General features: G+C 60.5%; 12 protein-coding genes. 1 reads left to right on the forward strand and 11 read right to left on the reverse strand.

Features of this window, described 5'->3' with window-relative positions; translation table 11 throughout:
• Positions 1 to 472: 472 nt before the first annotated feature.
• The 9 genes from ACT9T4_RS21375 to ACT9T4_RS21415 form a co-directional block, all read right to left on the reverse strand.
• Positions 473 to 1258: an HpcH/HpaI aldolase family protein gene (locus tag ACT9T4_RS21375; RefSeq protein WP_499118828.1), complete on the reverse strand. Its 786-nt coding sequence runs from the start codon at positions 1256 to 1258 to the stop codon at positions 473 to 475.
• A gap of 9 nt (positions 1259 to 1267) precedes the next feature.
• A complete protein-coding gene (locus ACT9T4_RS21380; protein ID WP_499118829.1) occupies positions 1268 to 2071 on the reverse strand; it encodes a carbon-nitrogen hydrolase family protein in 804 nt (267 codons plus the stop codon).
• Positions 2072 to 2346: 275 nt separating this feature from the next.
• Positions 2347 to 3345, reverse strand: coding sequence for a TRAP transporter substrate-binding protein (locus ACT9T4_RS21385; protein ID WP_499118831.1), 999 nt, complete (start codon positions 3343 to 3345; stop codon positions 2347 to 2349).
• 25 nt (positions 3346 to 3370) lie between these two features.
• Positions 3371 to 4654 (reverse strand): TRAP transporter large permease, encoded by a 1284-nt coding sequence (locus ACT9T4_RS21390; RefSeq protein ID WP_042552903.1) that lies wholly within the window; start codon positions 4652 to 4654, stop codon positions 3371 to 3373.
• Positions 4654 to 5193 carry a TRAP transporter small permease gene (locus ACT9T4_RS21395; RefSeq protein ID WP_179539355.1) on the reverse strand — a complete coding sequence of 180 codons (540 nt, stop codon included), beginning with the start codon at positions 5191 to 5193 and terminating at the stop codon, positions 4654 to 4656. Before ACT9T4_RS21395 ends, ACT9T4_RS21390 begins: the two co-directional genes overlap by 1 nt.
• Positions 5194 to 5730: 537 nt before the next feature.
• Positions 5731 to 7011: a TRAP transporter large permease gene (locus ACT9T4_RS21400; RefSeq protein WP_042552905.1), complete on the reverse strand. Its 1281-nt coding sequence runs from the start codon at positions 7009 to 7011 to the stop codon at positions 5731 to 5733.
• The gene (locus ACT9T4_RS21405) at positions 7012 to 7620 is read right to left on the reverse strand and encodes a TRAP transporter small permease subunit (protein ID WP_042552906.1); all 609 of its coding nucleotides are present in this window, start codon (positions 7618 to 7620) and stop codon (positions 7012 to 7014) included.
• A gap of 71 nt (positions 7621 to 7691) precedes the next feature.
• Positions 7692 to 8747 carry a TRAP transporter substrate-binding protein gene (locus ACT9T4_RS21410; RefSeq protein WP_499118833.1) on the reverse strand — a complete coding sequence of 352 codons (1056 nt, stop codon included), beginning with the start codon at positions 8745 to 8747 and terminating at the stop codon, positions 7692 to 7694.
• Positions 8748 to 8879: 132 nt separating this feature from the next.
• Positions 8880 to 9551: an RraA family protein gene (locus ACT9T4_RS21415; RefSeq protein ID WP_179539352.1), complete on the reverse strand. Its 672-nt coding sequence runs from the start codon at positions 9549 to 9551 to the stop codon at positions 8880 to 8882.
• Positions 9552 to 9659: 108 nt separating this feature from the next.
• Between ACT9T4_RS21415 and ACT9T4_RS21420 the strand changes: the two genes are divergently transcribed.
• Positions 9660 to 10595 carry a LysR family transcriptional regulator gene (locus ACT9T4_RS21420; protein ID WP_499118835.1) on the forward strand — a complete coding sequence of 312 codons (936 nt, stop codon included), beginning with the start codon at positions 9660 to 9662 and terminating at the stop codon, positions 10593 to 10595.
• Between the two features lie 214 nt (positions 10596 to 10809).
• On the opposite strand, the gene gspD is transcribed toward ACT9T4_RS21420, so the two are convergent.
• Together gspD and ACT9T4_RS21430 are read right to left on the reverse strand one after the other, a co-directional pair.
• Complete coding sequence (gspD, locus tag ACT9T4_RS21425; protein WP_499118837.1) at positions 10810 to 12720, reverse strand: type II secretion system secretin GspD; 1911 nt, start codon at positions 12718 to 12720, stop codon at positions 10810 to 10812.
• Positions 12721 to 12733: 13 nt separating this feature from the next.
• The gene (locus ACT9T4_RS21430) at positions 12734 to 13429 is read right to left on the reverse strand and encodes a type II secretion system protein N (protein ID WP_499118838.1); all 696 of its coding nucleotides are present in this window, start codon (positions 13427 to 13429) and stop codon (positions 12734 to 12736) included.
• Between the last annotated feature and the right edge of the window lie 289 nt (positions 13430 to 13718).

Raw genomic sequence — 13718 nt, forward strand, 5'->3', positions numbered from 1 at the left:
AGGCTACGGAGCACGTGTAGGAGCCAGCTTGCTGGCGAGCCGCGATCAAGAGCATCGCCGGCAAGCCGGCTCCTACAGCAGGCCGTCCTGCGCGCGGGGCGTGGTGGAAGGGTGAAGCGTCTTCCACCCTACGGATCGCGCCCCAGGTTTCGCGTCGCCAGCCCAGGCTACGGAGCACGTGTAGGAGCCAGCTTGCTGGCGAGCTGCGATCAAGAGCATCGCCGGCAAGCCGGCTCCTACAGCAGGTCGTCCTGCGCGCGGGGCTTGGTGGAAGGGTGAAGCGTCTTCCACCCTACGGATCGCGCCCCAGCTTTCGCGTCGCTCAGCCCAGGGTACAGGACACGTGTAGGAGCCAGCTTGCTGGCGAGCTGCGGTCAAGAGCATCGCGGCAAGCCGGCTCCTGCAATGGCCCGTTTCTCTAAAACGACGAAGCCCGCTTTATGCGGGCTTCGTTGTTTGGCGCTTTACTCGGTTATTGCAGCTGTTCCTTGACCGCAGCGATGCTGCGCCCGCTCTGGTTGAGCCAGGACAGGTCGCTGCCCATAAGCAGCATGTCGCTGCCCATCTCGAGCAGGCGTTTGGCGGTTTCGCCGTCGGCGGGGAAGCAGGGCACCATGACCTGTATCGAGCGGGCGTGGCATTTCTCGATCAGCAGCTCCAGGCGTTGCAGCACTTCAGGGTTGCCCAGTCGATAGTCGACTGGCAATTGGCGCGACAGCGAATAGTCGGCTGGGCCGAAGTGCACGACGTCGATACCCTCGACGTCGAGGATCTCGTCGATGTTGTCGAAGAACTCGTAGCTCTCCGCCATCGGCACGATCACGCTGCGTTCATTCTCTGCCTGGGTATAACTGCCCCAGTCGAAGTTCGGCCCTGCGTAGTTGGCCGAGCGCACCGAGCTGTCACCGCCACGGCGGCCCATCGGTGGGAATTTGCTGTAGCGGATGATGGTGCGCATCTGCTCGGCGTTGTGCACCTGCGGAATGATCACCCCCGATGCCCCCATTTCCAGCGCCTTGCGGATATCCCACTCGAGGGTGCCGCGTACCCGCACCAGGCTATGAATACCCGAGCACTTGGCTGCCAGGATGAGCTTTTCCATGTCGCGGTCGACACCCAGCGAAGTGTGCTCGGCATCGATGAAAACGAAATCCAGACCCCAGTTGCCCGCCACCTCGATGGCCATCGACGACGTGCCGTAGATGTTCATGCCGTAGGTGTGCGAGCGGGCCATCAACTGTTTGAGCGTGCTGGTCATCAGGTCACCTCAGATGCGGTAGGTATCGGGCAGGCGATCGCGGAAGGGATGCACTTCGAACACGCCGGGTTCACGGATCAGCGACTTGTTGCGGGCCTTCTCGACGTCGATCTCGACGGTGAACACACCATCTTCCGCGCCAGCACGTACCAGCGTCTTGCCGGACGGCTCGATGATGTGGCTCATGCCGATGAACTGCATGCCGCCATCCATGTCGTTACGGTTCGGGGCCACGAAGTAGACGATGTTCTCGGCTGCCCGCACGGTGCTGAAGATGTCCGGCAGCATGCGCGCCTGCTCTGGCCAGGCGGCCGGCAACACGACGATGTCGGCGCCTTCCAGGGCCAGGGTGCGTACCACTTCCGGGAAACGGATTTCATAACAGATGGCCATGCCGATGCGACCGATCTCGGTATCGAACACCGGCGGTGCCCACTCATCCGGGGTATCGGTGAAGCGGTCACCGATCATGAACGGCAGGTGACGTTTGCGATGCAGGCCCACGATACCTTCGGGGCCGATCAGCGCTGCCGTGTTGAAGATGGCGTCCGGGCGGCGTTCGTAGAAGCCGGCGATGATGTAGATACCCGTCTCTGCGCTCACGGCCAGGAGTGGGGCCAGCGCTTCGATGTCGATAGCGCCACGCTCCAGATCTTCGCGGCTGTCGAACGAGCCGCCGGTGAGCAGGCATTCTGGGAAGGCGATCAGGCGCGAGCCTTCGAGTGCCGTCTGGCGTGACAGCTCGGCGACTTTCTCGATGGTCTGGGTCGGGTTGCCGGGAATGGGGTGTATCTGCGCGACCGAAATTTTCATGGGTTTCCTCTATGACAGGCAGAACGCGCCCGAGCGATCGGGCGCGCTTGTTCGTGCAGCGACGCTGCGGTGCTTAGGGACTGTTCACGATCGTTGTGTGCATGACGTGGCAGCTCCAAGGCAGAAGCAGCCATTGATGCAGTACCTGTGGGAGCGGGCCATGCCCGCGAAATCACGGGCATGGCCCGTTCCCACAAGGGGCGATCAGCCGTCAGCTCCCGCCCCTTGGCTACCAAAATCGACGAACCTGGGGGCGGAAGATCATGAACAGGTGTTCAGGGCTGGGCGACGTCCATGGCCTCGTAAACTTTCTTGACGAGCTCGGGATTGATCTTGGCGGCGTACTTGTCGACGACCGGGCGGATCTTTTCCTGGATACGGGCGACTTCTTCATCCGGCAGCGGGTTGACCGTCATGCCCGACGCTTCCAGTTCGGCGATAGCCTTGCTGTCCGCTTCGCGGGAGATCTGCCGCTGTTCCAGGCGCACTTCCATGGCCACTTCGCTGAGCAACTTCTTCTCGTCGTCGTTGAGCGTGTCCCAGAAGGTCTTGCCGATCAGGACGATCTGCGGGTTGTAGTTGTGATGGGTGAGACTCAGGTACTTCTGCACCTCGTTGAACTTGGACGCGAGGATCAGCGCGGCCGGGTTCTCCTGACCGTCGACCGTGCCGGTTTCCAGCGCTGTGTGCACTTCGGTGAATGGCAGCGGCGTCGGGTTGGCGCCGAGTGCCGACCACACATCGAGGAACAGCGGCGATTGCTGAGCGCGGATCTTGAGGCCGGCGATGTCTTCGAGCTTCTCCACCGGGCGCTTGTTGTTGGTCAGGTTGCGCACCCCCAGCTCCCAGAACGCCAGGCCGACCAGGTTCTGCTGCGGCAACTGGTCGGTGAGCATCTTGCCGACTTCGCCATCGAGCATGGCGTCGACCTTGGCGGTGTCGGTGTACAGGAACGGGAAGTCGAGGATGCCGAAGTCGGTGACGTGGTTGAGCATCAGCCCGGCGTTCCAGGTCATCATCTCGATCACCCCGCCCTGCAGCGACGACAGTACCTGCACGTCGCCGCCCAGCACGCCATTGGGGAAGGTGCGCACCTTGATCTTGCCGCCGCTGCGCTCGCTGACTTTCTTGGCGAACAGTTCCATGCCGATGGCTGGCGGAGTGCCCTTCGGGCTGGTGGCGGCGAATTTGATGGTGTGCGAGTTGTACTCGGCGGCGAAGCTCAAACTGCTGGCGAAGAGCAACGCGGCGAGTGCGGTCAATTTCATCTTCATGATGGAATCCTTGTTGTGGTTGTTGTTATTTGGCGAACCATTCGGCCGGCACGGTGACCAGCTGCGGAAAGGCGACGAGCAGGAACAGCACGATGATTTCGGCGATCAGGAACGGGAAGGTGCCCTTGAGCAGCGCTTCGTAGCGCATTCGTCCGATACCGCAGACGACGTTGAGCACCGTACCCACGGGCGGGGTGATCAGGCCGATGGAGCAATTGATCATGAACAGCACGCCGAAATAGATCGGGTCGATTCCCGCCGCCGTCACCACCGGTACCAGGATCGGCGCGAGCAGCAATACGGTGGGCGTCAGGTCCATGACCATGGAGATCACCAGGATCAGCAGCATCAGCACCAGGATCAGCAGCTTCGGGTTGTCCATCACCGGCGCGATCAGGTCGATGATCTGGCCGGGAATGTCGGCGATGGTGATCATCCACGCCGGGATCGATGCCGCCGCGACCAGGAACATCACCGCTGCCGTGGTCTTGCCGGCACGCAGCAGCAGCGCGTTGAGATCCTTCAGATTCAGCTCGCGGTACACCAGTGCGGAAACCAGCAGCGCATAGACGCTGGCCACGGCGCCCGCTTCGGTCGGCGTCACCACGCCAAAGCGCAGGCCGACGACGATGATCACCGGCAGCATCAGCGCCCAGATGCTGTCGACGAAGGCCTTGGCGCGCTCCTTGCCGGATGCCTTGGGGCTCAGCTTCACGTCGGTGTCGCGGCGTGATACCAGCCACCAGGCCACGCACAGCGCTACTGCGATCATCAGCCCCGGAGCGATGCCGGCGAGGAACAGCTTGGTGATCGACAGGCCGGACGCCACGCCCAGCACCACGAAGCCGATGCTCGGCGGGATGATCGAGCCGAGCACCGAGACCGAAGCGATCAGGCCACCGGAGCGGTTCTTGTTGTAGCCGGCGATGACCATCATCGGCAGCAGCAGCGCGGTCAGCGAGGCCGCGTCGGCCAGTGCCGAGCCAGACAGGCTGGACAGCAACACGCCCGCGAAGATGGTCACGTAGCCGAGGCCACCACGCAGGTGGCCAACCATGGCGATGGCCAGGTTGATGATGCGTTTGGACAGCCCGCCGCTGTTCATCACCTCACCGGCGATGATGAACAGGGGAATGGCCAGCAGGGGGAAGCTGCCGGCGGAGTTGATGATGTTCTGCGCGATGATCTGCCCATCGAACAACCCCAGCAGCCACATCAGGGCCACGCCACAGAGAATCAGGGCGTAGGCGATGGGGGCGCCGATTAGGATGGCGGCCATCAGCACGCCGACGAAGACGGTGAGGGCCATTACTTCAGTACCCCTGCTTGGGTGGTGGGTGCGACATGGGTGTCGGGTTCGGCGGTCTGCGGCTTGTAGCTACCCGCGGGTTTTCTCAGGTTGTCGATCATCTGCATGGTGATCAGCGCAGCGCTGAGCACCGAGAACACCAGCCCTGCGCCGTAGAACAGCGCCATGGACACGCCAGTCGATGGCGCACCGACATGCAGGTTGATCAGCGTCTGCTTCCAGCTGCCCTCCAGGAACAGCCAGGTGACGTAGAGCATCAGCACCTGGGTGAGCAGCAGCAGGTATTTGCCGACGGTTGGCGATACGCGACTAGTCACGATATCGACGCCGATATGGCCGTTCTCATGGAGCATCAACTGGGCCCCGGCGAACACCAGCCAGACGAATGCCAGCCGCGAGATCTCCTCGCTGAAGAACAGCCCGGAGTTGAAGCCGTAGCGCAGGACGACGTTGAAGAAGATCAACAGGGTGATACACACCAGGCTGGAAACGATCAGCACTTTCAGCGCGGTGAAGTAGATAGTCAGAATGTTTTTCACGGTGCTCTCTCCAGCGAATGGGCAGATGAGCGAAGTAAGGAAGTTGCTTGATCATTGTTTTCGGCACTCGTGAAAGTGTCCGATACGGCAGCGTTGGCCGTGATGAAATAGGCGGGCATGTATCACCTTTTTGTTATTAGTCGTATGTTGTCATACGCGGTGATTGATTCTTTTCTCATTGCCATCGAGTGTCAACGGCACTACCCGAAGAGTCGGATTCAATGTTTTTATTAGGCTGATAAAAACCGCAGATAGTGATGCTCAATGCACTTCCATGGCGCGCACGCACCAATAAGTAACGCGATTTAGCGCGTTATTGTCTTGCAAATTTCAGCCGTTTATAAGCGCTCAGGCAGCCGAGCGCCGCCGCGGGTTGGGCGGGCTGTAGTGAGTGGGCTGTGGTGGCCGGCAGGGTTTCTGATCGGCGTCGCGAAATAAGATGGGTAATAGTGCAAGTCCTTTTGCAGCGTATCTTAACTAATCAGTCGTTTTAATTTGTCCAGTTAGTATTCGTGTATCGCGCAGGTATCAATAGCGTCACGCGAATTGTGGAAGCCACAGTGCAAGTTGCGGGAACAGGATCAATAGCGCGATAAGTAACAGTAGCACCAGGCAGAACGGCAACGCCCCATAGATGACATCCATGAAGTTGCCTTTATTGCGAATGCTCTGCACCACGAACAGGTTCATGCCGAACGGCGGTGTTATCTGCCCCATCTCGCAGAGCACGATCAGGATCACCCCGAACCACAAAGGGTCGAAACCCAGCGCCACGATCACCGGCACCACCAGCGGCGCGGTGGTGATCAACATCGCCAGCGTATCCATGAAACAGCCGAGCACGATGTAGAACAGGATGATCGCCAGCAGCGTGGCCATCGGTGACATGTCCAGGTCGGTGACGAAGCTGACCAGCGTCGGCGTCAGGCCGATGGCCGACAGTACGAAGTTGAGGAAGAACGCCGACAGGGTGATGAAGATGATCATCCCGCTGGTGCGCATGGTGGATTCGAATGCCTGGCCCAGGTTCTGCAACGTGAAGGTCCGGCGCCACAGGCCCAGGCCGAACGCAGCCAGCACACCCAGTGCCGCCGACTCGCTGGCGGTGGCGAAACCACTGTAGATGGCGCCGACCACCAGCACGAAGATCGCCAGCGGCGGCAGCAGGTCGGGGATGCTCGCCAGGCGTTCGGCCCAGGTGGCGTGCTGCCGGGTGCCGCCGAGTTTCGGCCAGATCATGCAGGTGATCACGATCATCGCCACGAACATCACGCACAGCAGCAGGCCGGGAATGGTCGCCGCCAGATAGAGCTTGGGTACCGAGAGGTTGGCGATCAACGCGAACAGGATCATGTTGATCGACGGCGGAATCAGGATGCCCAGAGTGCCGCCCGCCGCGATGGAACCGAGGAACAGCGGTGCCGGGTAGCCTTTGCGCTCCTGCTCCGGCAGGGCGATGGTCGAAATGGTCGCCGCCGTGGCCACGCTGGAGCCGCTGGTGGCGGAAAACAGTGCCGAAGCACCGATGTTCGAGTTCATCAGGCCGCCCGGCAGCCACGACAGCCACTTGTCGGCAGCGCTGTACATGCGCCCGGCCACGCCCGAGCAGACCAGCAACTCGCCCATCAGGATGTACAGCGGAATGGCCACCAGCAGGAATTCGGCGCCGGTACTCCAGGCAATTTCGCCCATGGCGTTGCTCAATGGCAGCGCCGAGAACAGCTCGGCCAGCGACATGCCCAGCAGGCCCACGCTGACCGCCGCAGCGACGCTCAGGCCGAGCAGGCCCAGCAGCACGATAAGAGTGAAAGCCAACATCTAGCGGCCCTCCCGGGTAATGTCGTGAGGACGGCCGGAGTGCGATTCTTCTTCGATCTCCTCCTCGACGGAGTTGATGCCGATCAGCGCGTTGGCCGCCGCCCAGCGTTGCTGACGCAGCTGAATCACGCTGTTGTAGGCCAGCACCAGGATGGTGGTGGCGAAGAACAGGTACCCGGCGAACCACAGTGACTGGGGAATCCACTGCGGCACCTGCAGCGGCGTGGTGGAAATCGAGCGATAGGCGATGGAATCCCACAGCACCCCGCCGACATGGAACAGCAGCGTGCCGACGAACAGCGCCATGCCAGCCAGTGCCAGCAGGTCCAAGCCGACCTTGGGCTTGAGCGACAGGCGCGAGTAGATGATGTCCACGCGCAGGTGGGAGCGTTTGAGCAGCGCGATGGGGAACGCCCAGGCGCTGACGATGGCCAGTACATAACCGGCGATCTCGTCAGCGCCGCCCATGGAAAAGCCCAACAGGCGGCGCAACAGCAGGTCGATGCTGATCATCAGGGCCGAGCCCATCAGGGCGATGCCGCCCACCCAGGCACTGACCTTGGCGATGCGATTGATGAGCCGCAGGCTCGGGGTATCGGTACGTTGCATGAGCAGGTTTCTCCGCGAACGGTTGCAGGGCAGTGCGGCAAGTGCCGCATCGGGCGAGGCCTTCGCCGTGCTCAGGGATCTTTCAGGCTGATGCCGATCGCCTTGCCCGCCGTGGCATTCCACCGCTGCACGCAGTCGGCGCCGCACCGCGTGCCCCAGTCATTGGCGATGCGCAGCACCACGGCGCGCAGCTTGGCGCGCTCCTCGTCGCTGGGGGCATTGGCCTGCATGTCGGCAGGGTGGTGAATCTGGCAGTCGGCGGCACCGGTGTTGCAGGCCAGCGCATAGCGGTTCTCCCTGGCGGTTTCCGTCCACAGGGCATCCTCCAGCACCTGCGCCTGGGTCTGCAGCAGTTGCTGCACCTGAGGGGAAAGCTGTTGCCAGCGCTGCAGGCCCATGGCGTAGAAACCGATCGACCAGTCCACCGGCAGATCGTAGACATGGCCCGCCACGTCGTACCACTTGGCGGCATTGCCCGAGCCCATGCCGGTTACCGCGCAGTCGATGACGCCGGTCTGCATCGCCGTGACCACCTCGGCGAACGGCAGCGTAACCGGCGAACCGCCGAGTGCGCCGACCATGTCGGCCATGTTGCGGCCACGTACCCTGACCTTGCGGCCCTTGAGATCGTCGAGGCCATGCACGGCATCGCGGCAGAAGAACACCTGCGCGGTATAGGGCACGGTGGCCAGCAGCTTGACGCCGTGGCGCTCGGCCATGCGTGCCTCCAGCACCGGCTTGTAGGCATTGGCGATCTTGTGCGAAGTCTCGATGTCGGCGGCCATGCCGGGCAGGTCGATGCCCTCGAAGGCGGCATCGTCGCCCGCCACGAAGGCGAACACGCCCATGCCGATCTCCACCGCGCCGGAGCGCAGCACGCGAACCATCTCCGGGCCCTTGAGGCCACTTTCCGACAGCCCCATCAGGCGTGCGCTGACCTTGCCGCCCGAGTTGGCGGGCAGGGTCTGATTCCAGAACGGGCGCTCGACGGCGCGAAAGGTGTAATTGTGGCTACCGCCACCGACCACATTGAAATGGATGGACGACGCATCGTCCGCAAGCGCGCTGGCGCCAATCGAGCAGCCCAGCGCAGCCAGGATCACCCTGGGGAGCGAGTACAGTTTCATGGTAGTCCTGTTGTTCTTTTGGGGGAGCTACGGGGCAGAAACCTGATGAAAAGTGCAGCGGGTCAGTATTGGAATTGTCGTGGCGCCTGACCTTGCGCGCAGTGATGCCGGTTTATCGATGGAGCGGCGCTATCAGCGTGCTTTGCCGATGGCCGCGTCGATCAGCGGGCGCGAGCCCACCACGTCGGGAAACTTCTCGCCGCGAGCCAGGCGCGCCAACGTGTGCTTCTCGTTTTCCTGGAACTCGATGGCGCGGCGGGCCAGGGCCAATGCCTGGGCGGGTGGCAGGATAACGATGCCGTTCTCGTCGGCTATCACCGCATCACCCGGTCGAACTACGACGCCACCGCACTGCACCGCGGTACAGAATTCGCCTTCCTCGCCCTTCACCCGCGTGGTGATGGCGCTGGCGCCCCAGGACCAGACCGGTACGCCGTGCTGACGAATCTCGCCCAGATCGGTGACGTAACCGTCGATGACGATCCCGGCAATGCCCGCCTGCTTGGCGGCATAGGCCATGGCGCCGCCCATGGCAGCGGTCACGCTTTCGCCGCAGCGATCGACCACCAGAAAATCGCCAGGCCTCGCGCAACCCATCGCGTAATGTAAGATCCCGCCGTCGGCGCCGGGCATCTTCACCGTGACGGCAGTGCCAACGGTGCGCAGATTTTCGAAATGCGCCCGTATCTGTGGGCTCAATATGCCGGTGGTAATGAAGTGCCCAATAGTCGCGGGCTCGGCGCGCAAAAGAACGGAAAGTTCTTCTGGATCAATCGCTTCAGGAAGTGCTTCGATAATATACATGCGCTATTTAATTATTCGTTCTGGGCAAGAAAGTTAGCCCGATCCTAGCAAGCATGTTTTTCTGGCGATAATAAAAATCAACGAACAGAAGAGGGGAAGATTTTTATCATGCGTATTACCCTGATGCAGATCGAGGCCTTCTACTGGACTGCCCGATTGGGCGGTGTACATGCTGCATCACGCCACCTTCACCTTACCCAGCCGGCCATTTCCTCGCGCATTCGGGAGATGGAATCGCTGCTCAGCGTCAAGCTGTTCGACCGCAGCAAACAGCGCATGACCCTCACCGCCGATGGCCATATCGCCCTGCGCCACGCCGAGCTGGCGCTCAACAACAGCGTGAAACTCGAGCAGTTCGCCGCCAAGCAGAAGCAGCACCGCAGGCTGCGCCTGGGCGCCGACGAATGCTCGGCGATGGTCGGCCTGACCGCCGTGATCGCCGAGATCAAGGCACACTTTCCCGAGATCACCCTGGAAATAACCATCGACGTCGGTGCCGTGCTCAACCGCAAGCTCAACGACCACGAACTCGACCTGGCGCTGCTCACCAACCCCGCCACCCGTGAGGACGTCACCGACATCTTCATCGGCTGGATGACCTTCCAGTGGGTCGCCTCACCGCAACTGGCCATCGACGCCGACCCCTTCCTGCCGGAACATGCGGCCGGCCACCCCATCGTCAGCCACTCCGCCCCCTCGACCCTCTACTCGGTGGTCGAGAACTGGCTGAAGGGCGGCAACGCACCGTCGGAAGCCTTTCACTCCAGCAACTCCCTGAGCTTCATGGCCAAACTGGTCTCCGCCGGCCACGCCATCGGCATCCTGCCCGTACCCCTGATCCGCGAAATGCTCGCCCTCAACCTGCTGAAAACCCTGCCCTGCGACCCACCCATTCCCCCGGCGCGCTTCTGCCTCTCTTACATGACGGAAATGCCCGACATGCAGATCGATGCGCTGGTCGCGATAACCCGTGAGACGTTATTGCGGCAGAAGTTTCTGGTGGGGGCGGAGGCGATTGATTCTGGGGAGTTGGCCGCACTCTGAGTGGTGAAGGCCCTAGCCGCAGGGGAGCTTTGACAGCGGGCCTTGCCGATCGTCCGTTGGCGCTCGATGAGGTGTTCAGGACTAGCCCGGGTGCCAGCGAGAACGTGTGAGGTTAAAGCCCTGTCGTCAAAAGACGAAGCCCGCACTGAGCGAGCTTGAAGGGATGCATCAGGACTCGCTGTAACTGTCTGGCCAGTGCCGATGCTGGCAGTCATCAGGGGGCTGCTGTCAGGGGTTGTGGCGCGACCTTGAGCTCTTTTTCGGGAGCGCTCACGCGCTCGGGCAGGGTTGGCACATTCCTGCGAATATCCTGCTCGGCGTAGCGCAATTGGCGCTCCCTGATGAAGTTGTATTTGCCCTCGGTCAGTTGGTTGGCCTGGTCGAAATCATTGATGATGGTGGGCTTGATGAACACCATCAGGTTTTTCTTCGCCACTTCCTTGCGATCGCTGCGGAACAGACGGCCGATCACCGGGATTTTGGAAAAGAACGGCACCCTGTCGCCGGCGTCGCGAACCTCATCGGAGATCAGGCCGCCAAGCACCAGGGTCATGTTGTCCTTGATCAGCACACGAGTCTCGACGGAGCGTTTGTTGGTCACGATATCGGCGGCACTTGTGTCGCTGCTGACGCTGGAGATTTCCTGGTAGACGTTGAGGGTAACCGAGTCGCCTTCGTTGATTTGCGGTTTGATTTTCAGGGTGATGCCCACATCTTGCCGTTCGATGGTCTGGAACGGGTTGGTGGAGGGGTTGGAGGCGCTTGTCGAGCTGCCGGTCACGAAGGGCACGTTCTGACCAACCACGATCTTGCCTTCCTCGTTGTCGAGCGTGACCAGGTTGGGCGTGGACAGAATATTCATCGAGTCATCGGTCGACAGTGCGCGTACTAGAGCTTGCAGCGACCCATTGTTGTAGAAGCCCAGGCTGAGGCCTGCGTCGAGCTTCAGCGGGTTGGTGGGCAAGCTGTCGATGGCGTTGCCCTTGAGCGAGGACTTGAAACCGCCGAACAGCCCATCGCCGCCTTCCGAGGTTTTCCACTGCACTCCCAGTTCGTTGACCTTGTTGTCCGATACTTCCACGATCACGGCTTCCACCAGTACCTGAGCGCGGCGGATATCCAGACGTTTCACTACACCGTGGACGGTGTCCATGATGGCCGGGGGGGCGCTGATGATCAGGGCATTGGTGGTGTCGTTGGCCTGGATGGAGATGTCGGCGCTGCTGATGCCGACGTCCTTGTCCTGTTTTTGCAGGCTGGTGGCCACGTTTTGCAGGATTTGCGCCAGCTCGGATGCTTTCAGATAGTGCAGGTAGATCACCTGAGTGTCGCGAATGATGTTGCCGGGTCGGTCGAGGTTGGCGAGCACGTCGCGCAGTTGCTGGCGTTTACTCGGGTCACCGGAAATCAGGATGCTGTTGGTGCGCTCGTCCACCGAAACGCTCATTTTGCTCCCACCTTCCTGCCCGGCGGCTTGCGGTACCAGGGTTCCGAGCATGGCCGACAATTCTTTGGCGTTGGCAAACTTCAACGGAATGACATCGATCTCGAATTGGCCAGCACGGTCGATTTCGGCCACCAGCTTGAGCAACTGGTTGATGTTGGAAGCTCGGTCGGAAATGATCAGCGCGTTACTGTCCGGGTAGGCGGCGAGGTGACCGACCTGAGGAACCATTGGCCTCAGGATGTTCACCAGCTGTGTGGCCGGGACGTGATCGGTGCGGATGACCCGAACCACGAGCTGGTCGTCGTTGAGTGCATTGTCGTCCACCAGAGGGACGCCGGTCTGTTTGGCGTTGGCATCGGGGATGACCTTGACCGCGTCTGCCGACTCAATCGCTGAAAAACCATGGACTTGCAATACAGAGAGGAAAACTCGGTACGCTTCTTCCGGGGCCATGGCTTCATTGGAAATAACCGTAACTTTGCCAGTCACCCGCGGGTCGATGATGAAGTTCTTTCCAGTGGCCTTGGCAATCCATTCAATAAACGAACGAATATTGGTGTCTTGCATGTTGATGCGCACTTCGTCGCCCGGTAGCGGCTCGGCTTCTTGTGCCCAGCTAATCGGGCTGACGCAGATAGTGGTCAGCAACAACAGTTTCAGAACGGCTCGGATCGACACGGCGGACACTCTACTACTTGTTCTGCGCGAGTTTGCGCTGGATGTACTGTTGATAAGCAGTGGGCAAATTCTGGTCGACGGCCGTTGAGGTCGCAGGCGGGTTGCCTGTTGGGGCCTGTGCGATGACTTCGTTGTCATTGTTTTGACTTGTTGCCGGTACCGCGCTGACTTCCTGAGCAGTAGGTAGTGGGCTGCCTATCGAGTTGCCGCCTGGCATTTCTCCGAAGCCCTTGAAGCTGATCTGTTCAAGTTTTCCGTTACGTTTCAATGTGATGCGATGGCTTTCGATAGCTTGTACCACGATGCCGGGGCGTGCTTCCTCACCAGGCTTGAGAATCATGGTGCGGTCGCCGTCCTCCAGAATCACCGAACTTTGTTCGGCTCGAGCCATTGAGAAAATTGCGGAAACTTGCAGGTTGAGATTACTTTCTGGAAGTTTTTCAAGTGCTTGCGCGGCTAACTCGACATCGTTTTTCTTCGCGCCAAATAAACTCAGTAGGGCGCTACTGGGTTTGTCTTCGGTGTCGGGTTTAGTTGTTTCGCTGCGAGCTGCACCGGCAATGCGGGGCTGGCTATTCAAATCACGGATAAATTGTGTGGCTTGCCAGGTGAGCGTTACCAGCATGGCAATAAAAAGCACTGCAAGCGCGCTCAGTCGAACCGAGCGGACCGCAAAAAATTGGGTAGCGCTTATTAATAAGGTGGCCATGAAGATCGTCCCTGGAATGGCGCGGCAATACTATCTGTAGGTGATTTCAAGTGCAAAGACAGCAGGTGCCTTCACAGCGCGATTCACTGTTTTACATGCACTGGTTCACAATTTTTTCGCGTAATGTCATTTTGGCATTTGTAACAGGCTTGAAATACCCAAGCCGCCTGTATAGCATCTCGCCATCGTAAAGGCTGAGTCTATCAGCAGCCTTGTGAGCGATGCACAAATTAAATGGAACTTAATCACGAATATGCTGCACGGATGCCGCTCTCTCGGGTTTTGCCGC

The organism is Pseudomonas sp. SZ40 (assembly GCF_052958135.1).